The following is a 20,772-nucleotide window of genomic DNA, read 5'->3' on the forward strand; positions in this document are numbered from 1 at the left end:
GCGAAGTGGCGGAAATGACATCGCCGATTGTAGATCTGGCCGACTGGTTCGAGACTCCCCCGGGAAAATACGTCCTGGACTGGGAGCGCGCCCGCTTCGACGAAGAGGTGGCCGACGTGTTCGGCTACTACGCCTGGCAACTGGGGCTGGACGAGCCGGATTTCCTGCGCAGCAATCGCATGCCCTTCAAGGCTTGGGCGGGGGGCGAGATCCTGAACGCCGAGGCGCCGTGGCCGGCCCGGGTGCTGGCCCAGCCCGAGTCCCTGCCGTTCGAGTCCGGCAGCGTCGACCTGCTGGTGTTGCCGCATCTGCTGGAATGCGCCCAGGCGCCGCACCGCGTGCTGCGCGAGGCCGAGCGCGTGCTGATGCCGGAAGGGCGGCTGGTGATCTCGGGCTTCAACCCCTGGAGCCTCTGGGGGGCGCGCAATGCCCTGCCGGGCATGGAGGCCTGGCTGCCGGTGTCGGTGAAATCGCAGGTCTCGCTGCACAGGCTGCGCGACTGGCTGCAGTTGCTGTCCTTCGATGTCGACCGGGGCCGCTATGGCTGCTTCGTGCCGGCCTGCCGCAGCGAGCAATGGCTGCGGCGCTGGCGTTTCATGGAAGGCGTGGGCGAGCGCTGGTGGCGCATGGGCGGCGCGGTCTATGTAGTCTCGGCCGTCAAGCGGGTGACCAGCATGCGCATCATCGGGCCGTCCTGGAAGAAAAAACGCAAGGCGCCCAAGCGGGCCGCCGTCGTGGTCAACCGCCAGACCGACTGATCCCGGCCCGACCGCCTGCGGGGGCGGTGTCATGCAGGCCGGGAGTTTTTCCAGTATCTTGGGCGGCTTTCCCAGAATTACCGGATACTCCCATGTCTACTGCTGCTGCCCCTGCCGATGTCGTTGAAATGTGGACGGATGGGGCGTGCAAGGGCAACCCGGGCCCGGGCGGCTGGGGGGTGCTCATGACCTTCGGCGAGCATCGCAAGACCTTCTGCGGCGGAGAACCGCAAACCACCAACAACCGCATGGAGATCCTCGCCGTCATCGAGGGTCTGCGCGCGCTGAAGCGGCGCTGTACGGTCATCATCCATACCGACTCCCAGTACGTCATGAAGGGCATGACCGAATGGCTGCCCAACTGGAAGCGCCGGGGATGGCTCACCGCCGACAAAAAACCGGTCAAGAACGCCGAGCTCTGGCAGGAACTGGATGCCCAGGTGGCGCGGCACCAGGTCAGCTGGCGCTGGGTGCGCGGCCATAACGGCGACCCGGGCAATGAAATGGCTGACCAGCTCGCCAACGAGGGCGTGGCCAGCGTCATGCGGCGCTGAGGCGAGGCGGGAAAGCCCTAGGTGCTCACCCGCATTGCTGCCGGGAGGTAAGACCTGATGCTACAGTCGCTAGCTTCCGTTCCTTTGTGCGCGCCAGGCGGCGCCATCCTGTTTCCGCATGAAAAAAGCCGCATTGCTCGCCGCGCTTGTCGCCGGTCTGGCCGTCGGGGCCGCTGGCGCCTGGTTTGTGCCCCGCTGGATGGCCGCAACGCCTGAGGTCACGCCAAAGGTCGACGCCGCCCCGGTGGCCGCGCCGGTGCGCGTGGAAGTCGCCCCGGTGGTGCAATTGCCCTGGCCGCGCGGCATTTCTGCGGTCGGCAGTCTGCGCTCTGACGAGGCGGTGATGCTGCGCCCGGAAGTGGCCGGTCGCATTCAGCAGATCGATTTCAAGGAAGGTCAGGCGGTCGAGAAGGGCCAGGTGCTGGTGCAGCTGGACGCCTCCATCCCGCGGGCCGAGTGGCAGCAGGCGCGCGCCAATCTGGCGCTGGCCGAGACCCAGCACCGCCGTGCCGTGGATCTGCACGGGCGCGGCTTCGTCAGCCAGCAGGCGCGTGACGAGGCGGTCAGCAGCCTGAAAGTGCAGCAGGCCGCGGCCGCACTGGCTCAGGCCAAGCTCGAAAAAATGACCATCCGCGCGCCCTTCGCCGGTATCGTGGGCCTGCGCAACGTGTCGGTGGGTGACTACGTCAGCCAGGGGCAGGATCTTGCGCCGCTGGAGGCGGTCAACCCGCTGAAGGTGGATTTCCGCGTGCCTGAGATGTATCTGGGCAAGCTGCGGGTGGGGCAGTCGCTGGCCGTGCGCATGGATGCCCTGCCGGGGCAGGAGCGCGTCGGCACTGTGTATGCGGTCAGCCCGCTGGTCGACGCCGGCGGGCGGTCCATCCTGCTGCGCGCCACCGTGCCCAACGACGATGATGTGTTGCGCCCCGGAATGTTTGCGCGCGTGCAGCTGCAGTTCGGCGCGGAGCCGGCGCTGGCGGTGCCCGAGGCGGCGCTCGCCCCGTCGGGCCAGAAACAGTATGTCTTCCGGGTGGCCGACGGCCGGGCCGAACGGGTCGAGGTGGTGTTGGGCGAGCGGCGCGAAGGCCGTGCCGAAGTGCTCAGCGGCCTGGGCGAGGGCGATGTGGTCGTGATTGCCGGCCTGCAGCGCCTGACCGATGGCGCGCCGGTGCGCGTGCTCAATCCGGACGCGGCGCGTTGATCCGGAGCCGGCCATGGTCATCTCGGAAATCTGCATACGCCGCCCTGTGTTCGCCACGGTGCTGTCGCTGGTCATTCTGCTGATCGGCATCATTTCGTATTCCCGCCTGACCGTGCGCGAATATCCCAAGATCGACGAGCCCATCGTCTCGGTGGACACCACCTACAAGGGGGCCTCGCCCGAGGTGGTCGAGTCGCAGGTGACCAAGCCGCTGGAAGACCAGCTGGCCGGTATCGAAGGGGTGGACGTGATGACCTCGCGCAGCCGCTCCGAACGCAGCCTGATCAATATCCGTTTCAATCTCACGCGCGACCCTGACGCCGCTGCCGCCGAAGTGCGCGACAAGGTTTCGCGCGCGCGCCGCTTCCTGCCCGACGAGATCGACGAGCCCATCATCGGCAAGGTCGAGGCCGACTCCCAGCCCATCATCTACATTGCCGTAGAGTCAGGGCCGTACTCGGCCATCCAGACCTCGGACATCATCAACCGCTACGTCAAGACGCGCTTGTCGGTGCTGCCGGGCGCGGCCGAGGTGCGCGTCTTTGGCGATCGCCAGCCTTCCATGCGCATCTATGTCGATCGCGACAAGCTGGCGGGCTACAACCTGACCGTGCAGGATGTGGAGGCGGCGCTGCGCAGCCAGAACGTGGAAATTCCGGCGGGTCGGATCGAATCCCGCGCGCGCGAATTCTCGGTGGTGTCCTCGACCGACCTGCAAACGCCGAGGCAGTTCGAGAACATCATCATCGCCAACGTCAAGGGCTATCCTCTGCGCTTGCGCGACGTGGCCGACGTTCGCATCGATGCCGCCAATGACCGCATCCTGTCGCGTTTCAACGGCAAGCAAGCCATCAATATCGGGGTCACGCGCCAGTCCACCGCCAACCCGCTGGAGCTCTCGGCCGCCGCGCGCGCGGAGGTCGAGCGCCTGAACCTCAGCCTGCCCGAGGGCATGAAGCTCAACATTTCGTATGACACCTCGGTGTTCATCGAACGTTCGATCGAGTCGGTCTACAAGACGATCGCCGAGGCCATCGTGCTGGTGGTGCTGGTGATCTTCTTCTTTCTGCGCAACCTGCGCGCCAGCCTGGTGCCCATCGTCACCATCCCCGTGTCCCTGATCGGCGCCTGCGCCATCATGTACATGTTCGGGTTCTCCATCAACACCCTGACCCTGCTGGCGATGGTGCTGGCTATCGGCCTGGTGGTCGACGACGCCATCGTGGTGCTGGAGAACATCTTCCGCCACATCGAGGATGGCATGCCGCGGCTGCAGGCGGCCATCCAGGGCTCGCGCGAGATCGGATTCGCCGTGGTCGCCATGACGCTCACGCTGGTGACCGTCTATGCGCCGCTGGTGTTCGCCACGGGCCGCACCGGGCGGCTGTTCATCGAGTTTGCCCTGACCCTGGCGGCCGCCGTGCTGGTTTCGGGTTTTGTGGCGCTGACGCTGACGCCCATGATGTGCGCCCTGCTGTTGCGCCATCAAACCAGTCACAATCGTTGCTACAACTTCATCGAGCGCGGGCTGGAACGCTTGGGGCGGGGCTATCGCACGGCGCTGGGCTGGTCGCTGTCGCATCGCGCGACGGTGGTGGGCCTGGGGCTGGTCGTGGCGGCCGGCAGCGTGGGGCTGTTCAGCGTGGTCAAGAGCGAACTGGCCCCGATCGAGGACCGGGGCGTGATCTTCGGCATTGTCAACGCGCCCGAAGGCGCCACCCTGAGTTACACCCTGGACAGCATGCTGGCCATCGAAGCGCTGTACGGGGGGATCGACGAGGCAAGCGTGGCGCAAAGCACCGTGGGCTTCCCCACGGTCACGGACGGCACGGCCATCCTGAGGCTGAAACCCTGGGAGGAGCGCAGCCGCCGCCAGCAGGAGATCGCCCGCGAGCTGCAACCGAAGTTCGCGGCCCTGCCGGGTGTGAAAGCCTTCCCGACCAACCCGCCGTCGCTGGGGCAGTCGGCACGCTCCAAGCCGATCGAATTCGTGATCATGAGCCAGGCCTCCTATCCCGAGCTCTCCAAGCTGGTGACGGTGTTCCTCGATGCCTTGCGTGATTATCCCGGTCTGCAGAACCTGGACACCGACCTGCGGCTCAACACGCCCGAGCTGCGCGTGCAGGTCGATCGCGACAAGATGGCCGACGTGGGAGCCAACGTGGATGTGGTGGGGCGCACGCTTGAGTCGATGCTGGGCGGGCGCCAGGTCACGCGCTACAAGGACGAAGGCGAGCAATATGACGTGATCGTGCAGGTCACCCCGCGCGATCGGGCCACGCCTACCGACATTTCCGATATCTACGTCCGGGCGCGGGACGGCAGCATGGTGCAGCTGGATAACCTGCTGTCGGTCCATGAAAGCGTATCGCCGCAATCGCTCAACCACTTCAACCGCCTGCGGGCCGTCAAGGTGGACGCGTCGGTGGCGCCGGGCTATGCCCTGGGCGAGGTTCTCGATCACATGCACAAGGTGGCGCGCGAAGTGCTGCCCCAGACCGTGGTGATCGACCTGGACGGGCAGTCGCGCGAGTTCCGCGATTCGTCGGGCAGCATCTATCTGGTGTTCGCCATGGCGCTGGCCTTCATCTATCTGGTGCTGGCGGCGCAATTCGAGAGCTGGCGCAGTCCCTTCATCATCATGCTGTCGGTGCCCTTGTCCATGACCGGGGCGCTGCTGGCGCTGTGGCTGAGCGGCGGAACCTTGTCCATCTACAGCCAGATCGGCCTGATCACCCTGGTGGGCCTGATCACCAAGCATGGCATCCTGATCGTCGAGTTCTCTAATCAACTGCGCGAGCAGGGCAAGCCCATGGTCGAGGCGGTGATCGAGGCCAGCGTGCTGCGCCTGCGCCCGATTCTCATGACCACCGGCGCCATGGTGCTGGGCACCGTGCCGCTGGCCCTGGCAGGCGGCGCCGGCGCCGAGTCGCGCCAGCAGATCGGCTGGGTGCTGGTAGGCGGGCTTAGCCTGGGTACACTATTGACCTTGTTCGTGGTGCCGGTCGCCTATACCCTTATTGCGCCGTCCATCCGGCACGCCGCCGGGGTCGCCGCCGAACCGGCCTCAGCCACCAAGTAGCTACTGTTATTCCTGCCTGCCATGCGTCAGATCATCTTCGATACCGAAACCACCGGACTGGACCCTGCCCAGGGTCACCGCATCGTCGAAATCGGCTGTGTCGAAGTCGTCAACCGGGCCGTCACCGGCCGTAACCTGCATATCTACCTCAATCCGGATCGCGACAGCGATCCCGAGGCGCTTGCCGTGCACGGCCTGACCACCGACTTTCTGTCGGACAAGCCGCGCTTTGGCGAGGTGGCTGCGGAGTTCCTGCGCTTTATCGAAGGCGCCGAACTGATCGCCCACAACGCCAACTTCGACGTCAAGTTCTTCAACGCCGAGTTGCAGAACACCGGGCACAAGACGCTGGACAACTACTGCGGCAGCATCACGGACTCGCTGGCGCATGCGCGCACGCTGTTCCCGGGCAAGCGCAACTCGCTCGATGCCTTGTGCGATCGCTTCGGCATTTCCAACGCCCACCGCACCCTGCACGGCGCCTTGCTCGACTCGCAACTGCTGGCCGAGGTCTGGCTGGCCATGACGCGCGGCCAGGATGCCCTGCTGATCGACGTCGATGATGGCGCCGGCAGCGGCGGCGCGCAAATTGAGCTGGGGCAGTTCGATGCTTCCGTGCTGCAGGTGGTCGCCGCCGAGGGCGAAGACCTGGCTGAGCATCTCGCCTACCTGGAAGTGCTCGACAAATCTGCGGACGGAAGCTGCCTCTGGCGTACCTTTGAGCCTGCTGGCCAGACCCCATCCTGAGTCGCAATCTTCAGATTTTTTCCAGAACGCTTGCATAGTTAAAAAAATACATGCTAGAATCTTTCTTCTCTTGGGGCGGTTAGCTCAGTGGTAGAGCACTGCCTTCACACGGCAGGGGTCACTGGTTCGAACCCAGTACCGCCCACCAAGAACCCCAAAGAGAAAACCCGCCGCATTCCGTGCAGCGGGTTTTTTGTTTTTGCGCGCCTGCGGCGCTGCGGGAGGCCTGTCGCGTGTCCTCGTCCCGATTCTTCCTGACTGCCGGTGGCCGCCATGCACATCTGGGTTGATGCCGACGCCTGTCCGGCCGTCATCAAAGAGATCCTGTTCCGGGCGGCACAGCGCTGGCAGCATCCCCTGACGCTGGTGGCGAATCAGATGCTGCGCACGCCGCCCTCGCCTTTATTGCGGGCGGTGCAGGTGCCAAGAGGCTTCGATGTCGCCGACGACTATATCGTCCGCCATCTGGTGGCTGGCGACCTGGTGATCACCGGTGATATCCCCCTGGCTGCCGAGGCGCTGGAAAAGGCCGCCCTGGTGCTCAGCCCGCGTGGCGAGCGCTATCTGGCCGACACGATCCGCGAGCGTCTGGCCCTGCGCGACATGATGGAAGAGCTGCGGGCCACGGGCGTGGACACGGGCGGCCCGTCTGCCCTGAGCCAGGCGGATCGGCGTGCGTTCGCCAGCGCCCTGGATCGGCTGATGCTGGATGTTGCCCGTTTGCGCCCCTGATGACCGATGATCGCGTCTATCTGAGCGGAAAGATAAAGATAAGTCTTGTTTTCAGTGTAGTGGCTTGACGTGGCGCAACGCAGTGTTGCTTCGGGGCCTCTGTTGCGTCCCCGCCTATCTGGTTACCATGGCATCATCTTGCTGATGCAGGCGCGGGGAGTGCCTGCGCCAGCGTGCGGCCAGCAGGCGCCGGGGTGTCAGCCCACGGCGCTGGGCGCGTTGCGTAGTTGAAGTCGTGCGGGCGGAATCCGGGGCAAGGTGGCGGCCGGAAGCGACCGCCTTCCGTCTGGAGGACGATAAGATGCACCCTAGCACCAACACCATGATCGTGATTATCTGCATCGCGGTTGCGCTGATGCTGGTCGGCTTTGGATTGCGTGACCGCAATCTGGGCCTGGGATTGATGGGCCTGGGCTTGATCGTGGCGGTGTTGACGATCGTCTACAAGGCCTACATCACCTTCAGTTCCTTTTACTGACCGGAGCCGTCCAGCTCGCGCGTCATATAGCTTGCGCCAGGGCCGTATCCGGCCAGCTTGGCAACCAGTGCCGGTGTGTGCGGCACTGGCCGATAGCCCTGTTTTTCCCAGTATCCCACCGCGGGTGCCAGCGACACGAGGCTGGCGCGCGTCAGGCCCGCCTGGCCCGCGCTCAGGGCGCTGTCGCGCAGCATCAGGCTGGCCAGGCCCAGGCCCTGGGCCTGTGGCGAGACCGCACAATCGTGGACGAACCAGCTGTCGGCCTGTTGCGGCAGGCGCTCGAGGGGCTGGTTGAGTGCAGGCGGCAGATCGGCGCTCCAGGGGTAGGCGACCAGATAGCCCAACAGGCGCTCCTCCCGGATCGTCACCCGGCAGGTCCAGGCGGCGAGCGCCAGACGGTTCAGGAAAAAAGCTTCTTCTTCGAGGATGTCGGCCGGATAGACCTGGGCCTGAAGCGCCAGCACGGCAGGCAGATCGCTGTCCGTCATGGGGCGGCAGAGGGTTTGCAGCATGGTCGGATCAAGAGGTTTGGTACCGGTAATCATTGTAGTCGCCGGGCGTAAGGGCTGCTTTTGGCGGATTCGGGCATTGGTGAAGGCGGATTTGATAAAAATTTGACATTCGGGTTTGCATACTCGCAGCACATTCCACCCAGTGGGTCTGCAGCATGCGATATGAATTCCGTTCTTCTTCCTTGCCCGCCGCCCTGGCCGGCACGCCGGCCAGCGCCGACATCGAGGCTGAAACCCGTCAGGCGTTCTTCGTCCCGGCGCTGGTCAGCTGTGTCGTGCCCTGCCTCAACGAGGCGGACAATCTCAGGTTGTTGTTGCCAGCGCTGCGCAATCGCCTGGAGGCCATGTGCGATCGCTGGGAAATCATCGTCGTCGATGACGGCAGTACGGACGATACCGCCGACCTCATGGCGCAATGGACGCTGGTCGACGGATTTCGCTATGTGCAGCTGGCGCGCAACTTCGGCAAGGAGGCGGCGCTGAGCGCAGGGCTGGAGGCTGCCGATGGCGAGGCGGTCATCTGCATGGATGCCGATCTGCAACATCCGCCTGCCCTGATCGAGGAGATGCTGCGCCGCTGGCGCGCCGGCGCCGAGATGGTTTACGCCGTGCGCCGCGATCGCCAGGACGAAGGGCGTTTCAAGCGCTTCGGAACCGCCTGCTTCTACCGTTTGATGTCCGGGGCACGCGTCCAGGTGCCGCCCGGGGCCGGCGATTTCCGGCTGCTCGATCGCCGGGTAGTGCAGGCCCTGGTGTCCCTGCCCGAGCGCACGCGCTTCATGAAAGGGCTGTATGCCTGGGTAGGCTTCAAAAGCGAGGCCCTCACCTATGTGCCGCAGGCCCGCGTGCACGGGGAAAGCCATTTCCGTCCCTGGCGGCTGATCCGCCTGGGGCTGGACGGGCTGACGGCCTTCACGACCTGGCCGTTGCGCATGGTGAGCCTGCTGGGTCTGGCGCTGGCGGTGTTGGCCATGATCTACGGCGGCTATCTGGTGGCCGCCTATTTCGCGCAGGGCAACGCCGTGTCCGGCTGGACCACCATTGTGACCGCTCTGCTTTTCTTCGCCGGCATCAATCTGATCTCCCTGGGCGTGGTGGGCGAGTATGTCGCGCGGGTCTTCGATGAGGTCAAGGGGCGTCCGCTCTATATCGCGCGCCAGCGGCGTGGCCGGGCCCGGGGCGCGCGCCAGGGGGAGGCCCGATGAAGGCGGTCGCGTTGTCCAGGGCGCCCGCCGATGCCCCTCGTCTGCCCGCCTGGGTGGTGCTGGCCGGCATTGCCGTGTGGCTGGCCTGCCTGGCCTGGGCACGGCCTCTGACCCTGCCCGACGAAGGACGCTATGCCGGGGTGGCGTGGGAGATGTTGCGCAGCGACTCGCCCATGGTGCCGCTCATGAATGGCATGCCTTATTTTCACAAGCCGCCGCTCTATTACTGGCTGGCGCAGATGTCGTTTGCCGTGTTCGGCCTGAACGAATGGGCCGCGCGCCTGCCGTCCTTGCTGATCGCCTGGGCCAGCGTGGCGGCGCTGTATGCTTTTGCGCGCCGTTACCGGGGCGAGCGCTTCGCGCTGACGGCGGCTGCGGTGCTGTCGACCATGCCGTTCTTCTACGGCGGAGCGCAGTTTGCCAACACCGACATGTCGGTCGCGGGCCTGATCGCCCTGTGCGTGCTGGCGGGTGTGCACACGGCGCTATGTGCGGCCGCGGGGCAACCCTGGCGACGCTGGGCCTTGACCACGGCGGCGGCTGCCGGCCTGGCGGTGCTTGCCAAGGGATTGATCGGGCTGGTGTTGCCGGGGGCCATCGTGCTGGGCTGGTTGCTGCTGCGACGTGACTGGCGCGGCATCAAGGCTTTGCTCTGGCCGCCTGCCATCGGCATGTTTCTGCTGGTTGCCGTGCCCTGGTTTGCCTACCTGCAATGGCGCTATCCGGGTTTCTTCCATTACTTCTTCATCTATCAGCAGTTCCAGCGTTTCACCCTGACCGGCTTCAACAATGTGCAGCCGTTCTGGTTCTATCCACCCGTGCTGATCGGCCTGACCCTGCCCTGGAGCTTGTGGCTGGGCGGCGCGCTGCGGCGGTCGTTCTGGCGCCACGAAGACCAGGACGGCCTGCGCGGCCTGATGCTGCTGTGGCTGGCCGTGATCGTGGGCTTTTTCTCCATTCCCAGCTCCAAGCTCATCGGCTATGTGCTGCCGGCCCTGCCGCCGCTGGCCTTTCTGGTGGCGGATCTGGTGCTGCCTGCCTGGGAGCAGGGGCGGCGCGCTCGTGTATGGGTATCGGCGGGCGTGGCCGCGGCGCTGTGCGTCACGGGCATCGCGGTGGCCACCCTCAAGCCGCGCGGTGGCAATGGCCCGTTGGCGCGTCAGGTGATCACGCTGATGCAGCCCGGCGACACCACGGTGGCCCTGCACCAGTTCCCGTTCGACCTGGGCGTTTACGGCAACCTGCGTGAACCGGTCTGGGTGGTCGACGATTGGCGCAATCCCGAGATCCCGACGCGCGACAATTGGCGCAAGGAGCTTTATGACGCGGCTCAGTTCGAGCCCGAGGTGGGGCAGGGGGTGCTGGTCTCCAACGAGGACTTCAATGCCAGGCTGTGCAGGGCCGACACGGGGGCCAGGTTCTGGATCTGGGGGCAGCCCTCCGATCAGGATGCCTATCCGGCCTTGCGAGGCGAGTCCGCCCTGGTGGGCGACAGCCGCCGCCGGGTCTGGCGGATCGAGGTCAACGATGCCGTGCGTCAGCGGGTTTGCGGGCAAACGCCCACAGGCGGCTCGCCACGAAAGTCAGCCCCGCCTGAGCAAGCAGAATGAACGCAAGCAAGAGTTCGTAGGGCACGCGGGTGACGTGCAGCAGCCAGATGTAGGCGGCCTCATTGAGGGCGAATCCGGCGGCTGACACAAGAAAGAAACGCCGCGCTGCTATGGTCCAGGAAATTGCAAGATGCCGGAATGTCAGCAGATAGTGACCGCTGAAAGACACCACGAAGGCGACCAGCCAGCCGATCACATTGGCCCATGCGGCAGGCAGGCCGGCCAGTTGTACGCAGAGCACGACCACCAACCAGTGGGTGGCGGCCGCAGCGGTACCGACGCAGACGAACCAGGCAATTTGGCGAAGCACGGTGGGCAGGCAGGGAAGTCAGTAAGGGATGCAGGGATGGATACGTTAAGGCAGGCTCGTCGTGTCGCGATCTGCGGCGATGATTTTGGCATGGATGCCGGCATTGATCACGCGATTCTCCGCCTGATCCAGGCGCGCCGCCTGAGCGCGGCAAGCTGCATGAGCAGCGCGCCAGGCTTTGCCACCCGGGGCGCCGAGCTGCTGAACAGTGGCGCGGATATCGGCCTGCACCTGAACCTCACCGAACGCCTGGGGCTGGCCGATACCCCGCGGCCGGCGCTACGCCGGCTGCTGTGGCGGGCCTACAGCCGCCAACTCGATCTGCAATGGGTCAACCAGGAGATCTGCCGCCAGCTTGACCGCTTTGAAGATGTGTTGGGCCTGGCGCCGGATTACATCGACGGCCACCAGCATGTCCACCAACTCCCCGGCGTGCGTCAGTTGCTGCTGGCCGAATTGCAGCGGCGCTATGCCGGGCGCCGGCCCTGGCTGCGCCTGACGTCTGTGGCCGCGCTGGACGGCCTGCCCTGGGCTGCACACATCAAGGCTCACGCCATCGCCAGCCTGGGTGGTCACGCGCTGGCCGCGCGCGCGCGGGCCTTGAACTGGCCATCCAACCGGGGGTTTCTCGGCGTTTATGGGTTTGAGGGCGGGCGGCGCGGCTATGCGCGCATGCTGCACCATTGGCTTGTGCATGCCCGTGATGGCGATCTGCTCATGTGCCACCCGGCCCTCGCCGGTGAGATTGAACATGCCGCACAGCGCAAGGCGGAATACGAAGTGCTGGCCGATCCGGATCTGGGCGGCTGGCTGGCCGTCAATGGTCTGTCGGTGCAACGCATGAGCGTCATCCTGGCCTCGGCCGCCTGGGCTGCGCCGGGCGCGGTCGGCGCACGCTGGCGGCCCGCGACAGGCCGTTGAACCAGGCTCAGCGGCCGGCCATCCTGGCCGGGCGATAGGCCTGGCTCGCATCCTGAATGAAGCGCGTCACGGCCTCCGAATAGCTGCTGCCCGCGCGCACCGCACCCGAATGCGACACCCCATCCAGCTTGACCAGCCGCTTGAGCCCGGCGGGTACGGCCACGGCCGCGGCGTACAGCACGTCGCTCATGGCATGAGGCACCACCTGGTCGGATGTGCCATGCAGCAGCAGCAAGGGCGTCGACAGGTTCGCCAGCTTCCGGGCGGAGTCAAAGGGTTGGGTCACCAGCCAGGAGGCGCCCGGCAGGCGGCCCCAGCGGTATAGCGTCATCATGTCGGCGATGCTGCTGAAGCTCGACTCCACGATCAGGCCGGCCACCGGCGGCCGGGCCGGCTCGGACAGCAGGCCGATGGCGATTGCGCCGCCCAGGCTGTGCCCATACACGAAGCGGCGAGCCGGATCGGGTTGGCGGCGCGCCAATTCCTGGAGGGCCACACCGGCATCCTGCAGGGCGCTTTGTTCCGAGGGCAGGCGGGCCGACGAGTCGCCGAATCCGCGGTAGTCGATCGCCAGCACCGAGTATCCCAGCCGGGTCCAGGCCTCCAGGCGGAACACGCTGCCATTCAAATTCCAGCGTGCGCCATGCAGATACAGCACGGTGGGGGCATCTGGCAGCGGGCTTGCCCAGTACCAGGCGCGCACGGTTTCATTGCCCCCCACCGCAAGATCGAAGACCTCGGTGCCGGCCGGCGCTTCCCGCCACCAGCGCTGGGGCGCGGGTTGCGGCGAAAAAATAGTCTGGCGCTGCCAGCTGTCGATGGCAGCGCATCCCCCCGCGCCGGCGGCCAGCAAGAGGGCGGAGAGGAACCAGAAGCGGAATCGGTACAGGAGGGTCAGCATAGGGTTTGACTCAGACTGCCTCCCGGCAGGCGAGTTCCCGCCGGCTACCTCAGGTCTGCAGCAACTCCAGGGCGATGGGGTAGAGCGACAGCACCAGCAGGATGGCCATGCTGACGTTGAAGGCGCGGATGGCAGCGGGCCGGTGCAGCACGCGGCGCAGCGCCATGCCAAAAGACACCCACACTGAAATGCTGGGCAGATTGACCAGGCCGCACACCAGCGCCGCAATCCAGAGATTGTTCAGAAAGCCCTGTTGCGGGGTATAGGTGGCGACGACGCCGACCGTCATCACCCAGGCCTTCGGGTTGACCCACTGGAACAGGGCCGCCTGCAGGAAGGTCAGCGGGCGGGCGCGCTGCGAACCGTCCTCAAGCGGACCGGAGCGGGCGATGCGCCAGGCCAGATAGAGCAGGTAGGCGGCGCCGCCATATTTGAGCGCGGTATAGAGCCAGGGAAAGCGGGCGAACAGGGCGCCCAGGCCCAGACCGACCAGCAGGATCATGACCGAAAAGCCGATCGTGATGCCCATCATGTGGGGGATGCTGCGGCGAAATCCGAAGGTCAGCCCTGATGAGGCCAGCATGACATTGTTCGGGCCGGGGGTAATGGAGGACACCAGCGCGAACAGGGCCAGCGGCCCGAGCAGCGACAGCGACAGGATGGGGGCGTGTTCCGTCAGCATGGACAATTCCGGAAAGGTCAGGGCGATAGCAGTTCAACGTGGGGCCCGGCAATCCGCCCGCCCCTGGAGGGGGCGGGATCGGGGGGGCGGCGCGTGCATTGCGCCGCACTTGCCGGACACCGGGAACCCTGTCACTCTACGCATTGCCAGCAATACAGTACCGGTACACTTTGACGGGTCAGTTTGATAACTGGCCTGGTAGAACTTCCATGACAGTCTTTTCCGAACTCCCAGGCGGCGCAACCGCCGGCCCGCCCGCCGGGTGGCAGCCCGTACGCGAGAGCGACGCGACCCTGGTCTCCCAACTGGCCGATGACCTGGCGCGCCGCATTGACGAGCAGGGGATGCGCCCGGGCACGCGCCTGCCGTCCATCCGGCGCATGGCCGAGCAGGCGGGCGTCAGCCGTTTCACCGTGGTCGAGGCCTACGATCGCCTGGTGGCGCGCGGTCTGGTGCAGTCGCGTCGGGGAGCGGGGTTTTTCGTGCGCGCCCGCAGCAACCCGCTGGCCCCGGTCAACCGCGGCGCCGGTGGCCTGACTGTGCCGGCCCGGGTCGATGTCGCCTGGCTGCTGCGCAGCATGTTCCGCGATAGCGTGCCGGGCTCGCCGGGCGGGGCAGGCCTGTTGCCGGCCGACTGGCTCGATCCCGATCTCGTGGCAGGCGCCATCCGCGCCGTGGGCCGCTCGGTGCGCCAGCAGCTGGTTTCCTATGGCAGCCAACAGGGTTATCTGCCGCTGCGCCAGCAACTGGCGTCGATGCTGCAGGGCGAGGGCATTCCCGCCCATCCTGAACTCCACCTGCTGACGACCAACGGCGTGACGCATGGGCTGGATCTCATCGCCCGTCTGCTGGTCAAGCCGGGCGACACCGTGTTGGTCGAAGACCCCGCCTGGTTCGTGTTCTTCGGGCGTCTGGCGACATTCGGGGCGCGCGTGATCGGAGTGCCGCGCGGCCCGGATGGCCCGGACCTGGCCAGGCTGGAACGCCTGGCGGCTGAGCACAAGCCCCGGTTGTTCATCATCAACAGCGTGGTGCACAACCCGACCGGGCATTCCCTGTCGGCCGGATCGGCCTACGGCGTGCTGCGACTGGCCGAGAAACACGATTTCATGGTGGTCGAGGACGATACCTATGGCGAGCTGCATCCTGGCGGCGCCATGCGCCTGGCCGCGCTCGATCGCCTGAACCGCGTCATCCTGGTGGGCGGGTTCTCGAAGATACTGGCTGCCAGCCTGCGGGTCGGTTATGTGGCGGCCCGCAGCGACATTCTGCAGTCCCTGGCAGACCTGAAAATGCTGGCCGGCCTGACCTCGCCTGAGCTGGGGGAGCGGGTAGTGCACCGGGTGCTGATGGATGGTCAATACCGGCGTCATGTCGACCGGGTGCGCCAGCGGGTCGATGAGGCAAGGCGTGAATGTCTGCGCCGGTTGCAGCCTCTTGGCCTGACGGTGGAGCACGAGCCGCAGGCAGGCATGTTCATCTGGGCCGATTGCGGCCGCGACTCGGAAGCGCTGGCGCGCCAGGCGGCCGATCGCGGCATGCTGCTGGCGCCGGGAACCCTGTTTTCGCCGGCTCAGCAACCTTCGCGGATGCTGCGTTTCTCGGTGGCCATGGTCGACGCGCCCCAGGCTTGGGACATCCTGCGCGATTTGATGGGGCCGGGCAGCGCCAGGAACGATGCCGGGCCACTATACTCTCAGGCTTGATCCCGTCCGCGACCGCGTGGGCGCTTACCGAAGGATGCCTGGATGAGCTTGCCGATTCGACCCCTGACCGAGAATTTCGCCGTCGCCCCGCAATTGGGTCCGCAGGATATGGCGGCCGTGGCCGAGGCCGGCTATAAAAGCGTGATCATCAACCGCCCTGATTTCGAGGCCGGTGCCGATCAGCCGACCGCCGCCGATGTGTCCGCCGCTGCCGAGGCCGCCGGCCTGGCCGTGGTCTACCAGCCGGTGGTGGGCAGTGCCATGACCATGGCCGATGTGGCCCGCTTTGCCGAGTTGCTGGAGACCCTGCCCGCGCCGGTACTGGCCTATTGCCGCACGGGCACGCGCTGTACCAATCTTTTCGCCGCTGCGCAGCAACTGGCTTGACCGGTATCAACCGCGCAACCGCGCGCAATGGCGTTTTTCCGGTAGCATGATATTTCTGACTAGAAAGGAGCAGGCAGCATGTTCAAGAAGATCCTGATTCCCACCGACGGTTCCCCGCTGTCCGCACAGGCGGCCAACGCAGGCATCAGCTTTGCCCGTTCCGTGGGCGCCGAAGTCGTCGCGCTGCATGTGACGCAGCCTTTTGCGGCCACCATCGGCTTTGACGGCATGGCTGCCGCCTATGCCATCACCGACGAAGACTACGAAAAGGCTGCTGCCGAGCAGGCCGACAAGTACCTCAAGCAGATCGTCGACCGCGCCCACACCGCCGGCGTGACGGTCGAGTCGCGTGCCGTGTCCAATTTCAACGTCGCCGATGGCGTGGTGCAGGCCGCCACGGACGCCGGCTGCGACCTGATCTTCATCGGCAGTCACGGCCGCAGCGGCCTGTCGCGCCTGCTGCTGGGCAGCGTCACCGCCAAGGTGTTGTCGCTGGCCACCACCGCCGTGCTGGTCTATCGCGTCAAGGAAGACAAGAAATAATCGTCTGCGACGGTCTCAGGGCCGGTTGACGATCCCCCCGCCAGGCCTTCGGCCGGCGGGGTTTTTTTTTGGGAGAGGCGTGCGGGGCGGTACGCTCAGGCCGCTGCGACCTGGCTGGCAGCCGTGCGGCGCACCCGCAGCGAGGCCAGGCGGACGCCGGCCAGGATCAGGACAAAGCCCACCGCGTGATAGTGTCTGGGCGCTTCGCCCAGGAGCGGCCATGACAGCAGGGCGGCATAGGCCGGCACCAGGAACATCGCCAGGCCGGCCGTTGAGGAGCCGGCGCGCCGGACCAGCTTGCCGTAGGCATAGTAGGCGCCCAGGCTCGGCACCAGAGCCAGGAAAAGCAGGCACAGCAGCAGGCGCGGGTCGCTCCATGTCGGGGCATTGCCCATCAGGCTTTCCATGCCGGCCATGGGGGCCAGGGCCAGCGCGCCACCGCCGATCAGCGCAGCCAGACGCAGGCTGTCGGGCAACTCAGGCATGGGCAGCCGCTTATAGAGTACGGTGTACAGCGCCCACCCGGTGGCCGCCAGGAGTATCCAGAGATCGCCCTGCCCGAAACGCAGGCTGGCCAGGGCGGCAGCTTCGGCGCGTGTGAGCACGACCAGTACGCCGGCCAGGGCCAGCAGCAGGCCGGCGGCGCGCAGTGGCGGCATGGGCTGGCGCCAGATGACGGTTTCCAGCAGGCTGACCAGCAGCGGGCTGCAGGAAAAGATCAAGGCGATATTGGTGGCGCTGGTATGGCGCGCACCGATGTACTGCGGGGCCACGGCCACCCCCATGCCCAGCAGGGCCAGCGGTGCCAGCACTGGCGCGGCGCGTCGCAACTGGGCGCGACAACGCCAGGCGCTGCGCGCCACCCAGGGAGCGAGCAGCACGAAGGCGAGCAGCCAGCGGCCGAATGCGAGGAACACCGGCGGCAGCTCTGCGGCCTGGGCCCAGCGGGCGGCAATCATATTGGAGGCAAAGAGGGCGGGCGCCAGCAGCAGCAGGGCCAACGTGGTGACATCGCGCCCGGCAGGGGCGCTGGAAACGGAAACGGCAGACATGGACGACAACGGCGCGGATCACGCGCGGCAACAGGCAGGGCGGGGCGCCGGGTAAGGCAGCCCCAGGGGGCAACCGGCCCGGGTAAGGGCCGACTCAAGGAGATTCTATGCCGTTGTGGTCAAAATAGGGTTCTTTGTTTTTGCTATAAAGGCGTTTTTGGCAGAGGATAATTTTTATTATCAAAAAATCGAGAAACAATCATCTCCAAAGAGCCGTCATGAGCGTCAAACTTGATGAAACAGACCTGAAGATTCTGCGCGAACTGCGCCAGGATGGACGGCTGAGCAATATTCGTCTGGCCGAGCGTGTCGGCCTGTCCCCGACCCCCTGCTGGAACCGCGTGCGTGCGCTCGAAGAGGCGGGGGTGATCGAAGGTTATGCCGCGTTGCTGAGCCAGAAGGCGCTCGGCCTGCCCGACACGGTGCTCATCGAGGTCACCCTTGAGCATCACGACGAGGCCACATTGCAGCGCTTCGGCGAAGAAATCATCGCGTTGCCGGAAGTGGTCGAAGCCCTGCTGGTGACGGGCGAGTACGACTACCTCATCAAGGTGGCAGTCAGCGGAACCGAAGGCTATGAACAATTCCTGCGCCAGCGGCTGTACCGCCTGCCTGGTCTGCGCCACAGTCGTTCGACGTTTGTGCTCAAACGCCTGAAGCAATCCGCCTCAGTGGCGGTCTGAGGGCATTCAGGCCAGGAAATCGGCGATCGCGTTGTTGAAGGCGCGCGGGTTTCCCAGGTTCATGCCGTGCGAGGAGCCGGCGATGTCGACGCGATGCGCCTGCGGCAGTTGTGTTTGCAGCCAATCCAGCATGGCAGGGTAGGGGGCGGGGCTGAGCGCTCCGCCGATCAGCAGCACCGGCAGCGTCAGGGCGCGCACATCGCCCAGCGGGGTGGCCGGTTCGCGTGCCTGGCCCAGCAAGGTGGTGGCATTGTCACGCACCATGTCCTTGAACCAGGGCACCATGCGCCGCCAGGTATCGGGGCCGGTGACGGTATCGATGAACAGCGCCAGGCCGCCATCGGCGTCGCCCGCTTCGATCATGTTGCGGGCGCGCTGGCGGAAATCACCGCGGCTGTCCTGATCGGGACGCGACAGCCCGGGATCGGCCAGAACCAGGCTGCGCACGCGGGCGGGTGAGCGCAGGGCGGCTTCCAGGGCGATGCGTCCGCCGCGAGAGTGGCCCACGAGATGGGCGTCGCCGCCGGCGACCTGCTCGATGAAGGCCAGCACATCCTCGGTATGACGCCAGATGGAAAATCCGTCCCCGCTGCCATCCCAGCGTTCGGGCCAGTAATGCCGTAGCGACAGGGCCAGCACCCGGAAGTGTCGTCCCAGGGCCGGCAATTGCGGCTTCCAGTAACGTGCATCGCACAAAGAACCGTGAACGAGCACCAACGGAGTGCCGCTGCCGGCCTCGGCATAGTGCAGGGGATAGCCGTCAATCTCGACGGTTTTCAGATCAAGGTCAGGTTCGGTGCGCATGGGCGACAGGGGTTGGGACGATGGCGCAAGATTCTAGGCTGAAACGGTCTGAAGCTGGCTGATACACTGCATCGGTATCCATTTCGTTTGAACGTCCCCCAATGCTTGCTGTCGAGATTGAACAATTGCCGGAATCGGCCCGCCGGGTCGCCCTGTTGCTGCAGTCCCTGGGCCACGACAAACCAGTAGTGATTTTGCCCTCTACCGGGAAAACCTCTGCCGAGGCGGCCGCCGGCCTGGGCTGCGAAGTCGCCCAGATTGCCAAGTCGATCATTTTCCGCCGGCTGTCCGATGGCGCGCCCGTGCTTGTCGTGGCCAGCGGCGTGAATCGCGTCGACGAGGCCAAGGTGGCCGCGCTGGTGGGAGAGCTGGGCAAGGCCGATGCGCGCTTCGTGCGCGAGTCCACGGGCTATGCCATTGGGGGCGTGTGCCCCATCGGCCACGCGGTCAAGCCGGTGATGCTGCTGGATGAAGACCTGTTCCAGTACGACAGCCTCTGGGCGGCGGCGGGCCACCCGCATGCCGTCTTCAATCTGACGCCGGCCCAGCTGCAAGCCATGACCGGCGCCCCGAGCGCTGCGGTGGCGCTACGCGCCTGAGGCATCTCAGAGAACCTGCAGGCGGCTCTTGGCTGTGGCGGCGGCATCCGAGCTGGGATAGTCCCGCACGATGCGCTGCAACGTCGCCTTGGCGCCGGCGCGATTGTTCAGTTCGATCTGGCTGCCGGCGATCACCAGCAAGGCATCGGGCGCGCGCTCGTTGTCGGGCGCCTTCTGCACCATGCTGTTGAGCTCCTCGATGGCCCCCTTGTAGTCGCGCGTTGCGTAGCGGGCGCGGCCGAGATAGAACTGGGCCATGGGAGCGAGCGAACTGTTGGGATACAGGGCGATGAAGGCCGCGAGGGATTCGGCGGCATCCTTGTACTGGCCCTTGCTGTACAGGTCGATCGAACCATCGTAGGCGGCTTGCTCCTGCGGGTCGCTGATCTGGCCGCCCGGCGCGTTGCCGGGTGCGCCCTGGCCTTGCGGACCCGGCTGGTGGCGGGAAATCAGTTCGATCTGGTCACGCAATTGGGCCATTTCCTGTTGCATGGACTGGATCTGGTCAGCCAATTGCAGGCGCGCGCGCGCATTCTGTTCCGACTGCTGCTGCAACTGCTTGCGCAGGTCGAGGATGGCGCGGCGCGCTTCGTCATCGGAGAAGGCCTGTGCCGGCGCGGCCAGCGTAGCCAGCAGGACGCTGGCGGACAGTGTCAGGTAGCGTAGGGAGTAAGCTCGATCGCGCATGGAATTCCTGGGTCGCTGAAAACGAAACGTCGGGACGGCCGGTAGACCGTCCCGACGCTTGTGTGGGGCTCTTGGGTATTGCTAGAGATTAACGCTGATAGACGATGTCTGCGCGGCGGTTCTCTGCAAAATCGGCTTCGGTCATGCCGGTGGCCTTGGGTTTCTCCTTGCCGAAGGAGATCGCCTCGATCTGGGCATCCGCGACGCCCAGCAGCGTCATCATGCGACGCACGGCATCGGCACGACGCTGGCCGAGGGCCAGGTTGTACTCGGCGCCGCCGCGTTCATCGGTGTTGCCTTCGATCTTGATTTGTTGCTGCGGATGGGCAGCCAGGTATCGGGCATGGGTTTCGACCAGGCCACGATACTGATCCGACACGCCGTAGCTGTCGAAATCAAAGTACACCGAGCGCTGCTGCGCCAGGACGCTCTGGGGGTTGAAGGGGTCCAGGATTTGACCCATGTTCGAGCCATCCTGGGAGTTGCCGCCAGCTTGGCCGGCTCTGTCGTCGAGGGGGACGGAGCTGCAAGCTGCCAGAGCAGCAGCCAACGCGGCAATGGTTAGGCTTTTGGCAATGCGCGACTTCATGATAGTTCCTTTGCAAAGAGAGTCACACG

The 20,772-nt window shown here is 65.8% G+C and carries 23 protein-coding genes and 1 tRNA gene; 16 read left to right on the forward strand and 8 right to left on the reverse strand.

Annotated features, from left to right (window positions below; translation table 11 throughout):
* The first annotated feature begins 5 nt into the window (after nucleotides 1-5).
* The 8 genes from A7V84_RS14185 to A7V84_RS21520 all read left to right on the forward strand — a co-directional run bounded on the left by A7V84_RS14185 (nucleotide 6) and on the right by A7V84_RS21520 (nucleotide 7,552).
* Nucleotides 6-758 (forward strand): methyltransferase domain-containing protein, encoded by a 753-nt coding sequence (locus tag A7V84_RS14185; protein ID WP_025515699.1) that lies wholly within the window; start codon nucleotides 6-8, stop codon nucleotides 756-758.
* A 92-nt stretch (nucleotides 759-850) separates the two neighbouring features.
* Entirely contained in the window at nucleotides 851-1,312 is a 462-nt protein-coding gene (gene rnhA / locus A7V84_RS14190) for a ribonuclease HI (RefSeq protein ID WP_025515701.1), read from the forward strand.
* Between the two features lie 118 nt (nucleotides 1,313-1,430).
* Entirely contained in the window at nucleotides 1,431-2,513 is a 1,083-nt protein-coding gene (locus A7V84_RS14195) for an efflux RND transporter periplasmic adaptor subunit (RefSeq protein ID WP_063491543.1), read from the forward strand.
* 13 nt (nucleotides 2,514-2,526) lie between these two features.
* A complete protein-coding gene (locus tag A7V84_RS14200) occupies nucleotides 2,527-5,595 on the forward strand; it encodes an efflux RND transporter permease subunit (RefSeq protein WP_025515705.1) in 3,069 nt (1,022 codons plus the stop codon).
* A gap of 21 nt (nucleotides 5,596-5,616) precedes the next feature.
* Complete coding sequence (dnaQ, locus tag A7V84_RS14205) at nucleotides 5,617-6,342, forward strand: DNA polymerase III subunit epsilon (protein WP_033535025.1); 726 nt, start codon at nucleotides 5,617-5,619, stop codon at nucleotides 6,340-6,342.
* A 73-nt stretch (nucleotides 6,343-6,415) separates the two neighbouring features.
* Nucleotides 6,416-6,490: transfer RNA gene (locus A7V84_RS14210), tRNA-Val, on the forward strand.
* A gap of 125 nt (nucleotides 6,491-6,615) precedes the next feature.
* Nucleotides 6,616-7,074 (forward strand): YaiI/YqxD family protein, encoded by a 459-nt coding sequence (locus tag A7V84_RS14215; RefSeq protein WP_063492537.1) that lies wholly within the window; start codon nucleotides 6,616-6,618, stop codon nucleotides 7,072-7,074.
* A 301-nt stretch (nucleotides 7,075-7,375) separates the two neighbouring features.
* Nucleotides 7,376-7,552 carry a hypothetical protein gene (locus A7V84_RS21520; RefSeq protein ID WP_025515710.1) on the forward strand — a complete coding sequence of 59 codons (177 nt, stop codon included), beginning with the start codon at nucleotides 7,376-7,378 and terminating at the stop codon, nucleotides 7,550-7,552.
* Here the strand turns inward: A7V84_RS21520 and A7V84_RS14220 are convergent.
* A complete protein-coding gene (locus tag A7V84_RS14220; protein ID WP_101605097.1) occupies nucleotides 7,546-8,064 on the reverse strand; it encodes a GNAT family N-acetyltransferase in 519 nt (172 codons plus the stop codon). The two genes, A7V84_RS21520 and A7V84_RS14220, sit on opposite strands and share 7 nt — an antisense overlap.
* A 155-nt stretch (nucleotides 8,065-8,219) precedes the next feature.
* On the opposite strand from A7V84_RS14220, the gene A7V84_RS14225 reads away from it, so the two are divergent.
* Nucleotides 8,220-9,269, forward strand: a complete 1,050-nt coding sequence (locus A7V84_RS14225; protein WP_025515714.1) for a glycosyltransferase family 2 protein — start codon at nucleotides 8,220-8,222, stop codon at nucleotides 9,267-9,269.
* The gene (locus tag A7V84_RS14230; protein ID WP_025515716.1) at nucleotides 9,266-10,879 is read left to right on the forward strand and encodes an ArnT family glycosyltransferase; all 1,614 of its coding nucleotides are present in this window, start codon (nucleotides 9,266-9,268) and stop codon (nucleotides 10,877-10,879) included. The genes A7V84_RS14225 and A7V84_RS14230 overlap by 4 nt, the downstream gene beginning before the upstream one ends.
* On the opposite strand, the gene A7V84_RS20790 is transcribed toward A7V84_RS14230, so the two are convergent.
* On the reverse strand, nucleotides 10,791-11,198 hold the full coding sequence (locus tag A7V84_RS20790; protein ID WP_081695058.1) for a GtrA family protein: 408 nt from the start codon (nucleotides 11,196-11,198) through the stop codon (nucleotides 10,791-10,793). The two genes, A7V84_RS14230 and A7V84_RS20790, sit on opposite strands and share 89 nt — an antisense overlap.
* Nucleotides 11,199-11,279: 81 nt before the next feature.
* Here A7V84_RS20790 and A7V84_RS14235 point away from each other — a divergent pair, with 81 nt between their 5' ends.
* Nucleotides 11,280-12,110, forward strand: a complete 831-nt coding sequence (locus A7V84_RS14235; RefSeq protein WP_063491540.1) for a ChbG/HpnK family deacetylase — start codon at nucleotides 11,280-11,282, stop codon at nucleotides 12,108-12,110.
* A gap of 7 nt (nucleotides 12,111-12,117) precedes the next feature.
* Here the strand turns inward: A7V84_RS14235 and A7V84_RS14240 are convergent, their stop codons facing one another.
* Entirely contained in the window at nucleotides 12,118-13,011 is an 894-nt protein-coding gene (locus A7V84_RS14240) for an alpha/beta hydrolase (protein WP_025515720.1), read from the reverse strand.
* A gap of 49 nt (nucleotides 13,012-13,060) precedes the next feature.
* Nucleotides 13,061-13,693, reverse strand: a complete 633-nt coding sequence (locus A7V84_RS14245) for a LysE family translocator (protein WP_025515721.1) — start codon at nucleotides 13,691-13,693, stop codon at nucleotides 13,061-13,063.
* 209 nt (nucleotides 13,694-13,902) lie between these two features.
* Here A7V84_RS14245 and A7V84_RS14250 point away from each other — a divergent pair, with 209 nt between their 5' ends.
* The 3 genes from A7V84_RS14250 (at nucleotide 13,903) to A7V84_RS14260 (ending at nucleotide 16,329) form a co-directional block, all read left to right on the forward strand.
* Entirely contained in the window at nucleotides 13,903-15,399 is a 1,497-nt protein-coding gene (locus A7V84_RS14250) for an aminotransferase-like domain-containing protein (RefSeq protein WP_063491539.1), read from the forward strand.
* A 42-nt stretch (nucleotides 15,400-15,441) separates the two neighbouring features.
* Nucleotides 15,442-15,786: a protein tyrosine phosphatase family protein gene (locus A7V84_RS14255; RefSeq protein ID WP_025515725.1), complete on the forward strand. Its 345-nt coding sequence runs from the start codon at nucleotides 15,442-15,444 to the stop codon at nucleotides 15,784-15,786.
* Nucleotides 15,787-15,864: 78 nt separating this feature from the next.
* A complete protein-coding gene (locus A7V84_RS14260; RefSeq protein ID WP_025515726.1) occupies nucleotides 15,865-16,329 on the forward strand; it encodes a universal stress protein in 465 nt (154 codons plus the stop codon).
* Nucleotides 16,330-16,424: 95 nt separating this feature from the next.
* Here A7V84_RS14260 and A7V84_RS14265 read toward each other — a convergent pair whose 3' ends face one another.
* Nucleotides 16,425-17,381, reverse strand: coding sequence for a DMT family transporter (locus tag A7V84_RS14265; protein WP_063491538.1), 957 nt, complete (start codon nucleotides 17,379-17,381; stop codon nucleotides 16,425-16,427).
* Between the two features lie 218 nt (nucleotides 17,382-17,599).
* Between A7V84_RS14265 and A7V84_RS14270 the strand changes: the two genes are divergently transcribed.
* Complete coding sequence (locus A7V84_RS14270; protein ID WP_033535028.1) at nucleotides 17,600-18,064, forward strand: Lrp/AsnC family transcriptional regulator; 465 nt, start codon at nucleotides 17,600-17,602, stop codon at nucleotides 18,062-18,064.
* A 6-nt stretch (nucleotides 18,065-18,070) separates the two neighbouring features.
* On the opposite strand, the gene A7V84_RS14275 is transcribed toward A7V84_RS14270, so the two are convergent.
* Nucleotides 18,071-18,868, reverse strand: coding sequence for an alpha/beta fold hydrolase (locus A7V84_RS14275; RefSeq protein WP_063491537.1), 798 nt, complete (start codon nucleotides 18,866-18,868; stop codon nucleotides 18,071-18,073).
* 101 nt (nucleotides 18,869-18,969) lie between these two features.
* Here A7V84_RS14275 and A7V84_RS14280 point away from each other — a divergent pair, with 101 nt between their 5' ends.
* Nucleotides 18,970-19,467 carry a YbaK/EbsC family protein gene (locus A7V84_RS14280; RefSeq protein ID WP_025515734.1) on the forward strand — a complete coding sequence of 166 codons (498 nt, stop codon included), beginning with the start codon at nucleotides 18,970-18,972 and terminating at the stop codon, nucleotides 19,465-19,467.
* Nucleotides 19,468-19,473: 6 nt separating this feature from the next.
* Here A7V84_RS14280 and ybgF read toward each other — a convergent pair whose 3' ends face one another.
* Nucleotides 19,474-20,154 carry a tol-pal system protein YbgF gene (gene ybgF / locus A7V84_RS14285; RefSeq protein WP_025515735.1) on the reverse strand — a complete coding sequence of 227 codons (681 nt, stop codon included), beginning with the start codon at nucleotides 20,152-20,154 and terminating at the stop codon, nucleotides 19,474-19,476.
* An 88-nt stretch (nucleotides 20,155-20,242) separates the two neighbouring features.
* Nucleotides 20,243-20,743: a peptidoglycan-associated lipoprotein Pal gene (pal, locus tag A7V84_RS14290; protein ID WP_025515736.1), complete on the reverse strand. Its 501-nt coding sequence runs from the start codon at nucleotides 20,741-20,743 to the stop codon at nucleotides 20,243-20,245.
* Nucleotides 20,744-20,772 lie beyond the last annotated feature (29 nt).

This window comes from Bordetella trematum, from assembly GCF_900078335.1.
Taxonomy (GTDB): Bacteria; Pseudomonadota; Gammaproteobacteria; order Burkholderiales; family Burkholderiaceae_B; genus Bordetella; species Bordetella trematum.

Bases quoted from the DNA above. Each gene is read 5' to 3' on its own strand.
- A7V84_RS14280 (WP_025515734.1), top strand. From the start codon at position 18,970: ATGCTTGCTGTCGAGATTGAACAATTGCCGGAATCGGCCCGCCGGGTC.
- A7V84_RS14245 (WP_025515721.1), bottom strand. From the start codon at position 13,693: ATGCTGACGGAACACGCCCCCATCCTGTCGCTGTCGCTGCTCGGGCCG.
- A7V84_RS14225 (WP_025515714.1), top strand. From the start codon at position 8,220: ATGCGATATGAATTCCGTTCTTCTTCCTTGCCCGCCGCCCTGGCCGGC.
- A7V84_RS14260 (WP_025515726.1), top strand. From the start codon at position 15,865: ATGTTCAAGAAGATCCTGATTCCCACCGACGGTTCCCCGCTGTCCGCA.
- A7V84_RS14235 (WP_063491540.1), top strand. From the start codon at position 11,280: ATGGATGCCGGCATTGATCACGCGATTCTCCGCCTGATCCAGGCGCGC.
- rnhA (WP_025515701.1), top strand. From the start codon at position 851: ATGTCTACTGCTGCTGCCCCTGCCGATGTCGTTGAAATGTGGACGGAT.
- A7V84_RS14250 (WP_063491539.1), top strand. From the start codon at position 13,903: ATGACAGTCTTTTCCGAACTCCCAGGCGGCGCAACCGCCGGCCCGCCC.
- A7V84_RS14275 (WP_063491537.1), bottom strand. From the start codon at position 18,868: ATGCGCACCGAACCTGACCTTGATCTGAAAACCGTCGAGATTGACGGC.
- ybgF (WP_025515735.1), bottom strand. From the start codon at position 20,154: ATGCGCGATCGAGCTTACTCCCTACGCTACCTGACACTGTCCGCCAGC.
- A7V84_RS14215 (WP_063492537.1), top strand. From the start codon at position 6,616: ATGCACATCTGGGTTGATGCCGACGCCTGTCCGGCCGTCATCAAAGAG.
- A7V84_RS14200 (WP_025515705.1), top strand. From the start codon at position 2,527: ATGGTCATCTCGGAAATCTGCATACGCCGCCCTGTGTTCGCCACGGTG.
- A7V84_RS21520 (WP_025515710.1), top strand. From the start codon at position 7,376: ATGCACCCTAGCACCAACACCATGATCGTGATTATCTGCATCGCGGTT.
- A7V84_RS14240 (WP_025515720.1), bottom strand. From the start codon at position 13,011: ATGCTGACCCTCCTGTACCGATTCCGCTTCTGGTTCCTCTCCGCCCTC.
- pal (WP_025515736.1), bottom strand. From the start codon at position 20,743: ATGAAGTCGCGCATTGCCAAAAGCCTAACCATTGCCGCGTTGGCTGCT.
- A7V84_RS14265 (WP_063491538.1), bottom strand. From the start codon at position 17,381: ATGTCTGCCGTTTCCGTTTCCAGCGCCCCTGCCGGGCGCGATGTCACC.
- A7V84_RS14255 (WP_025515725.1), top strand. From the start codon at position 15,442: ATGAGCTTGCCGATTCGACCCCTGACCGAGAATTTCGCCGTCGCCCCG.
- A7V84_RS14270 (WP_033535028.1), top strand. From the start codon at position 17,600: ATGAGCGTCAAACTTGATGAAACAGACCTGAAGATTCTGCGCGAACTG.
- dnaQ (WP_033535025.1), top strand. From the start codon at position 5,617: ATGCGTCAGATCATCTTCGATACCGAAACCACCGGACTGGACCCTGCC.
- A7V84_RS14195 (WP_063491543.1), top strand. From the start codon at position 1,431: ATGAAAAAAGCCGCATTGCTCGCCGCGCTTGTCGCCGGTCTGGCCGTC.
- A7V84_RS14220 (WP_101605097.1), bottom strand. From the start codon at position 8,064: ATGCTGCAAACCCTCTGCCGCCCCATGACGGACAGCGATCTGCCTGCC.
- A7V84_RS14230 (WP_025515716.1), top strand. From the start codon at position 9,266: ATGAAGGCGGTCGCGTTGTCCAGGGCGCCCGCCGATGCCCCTCGTCTG.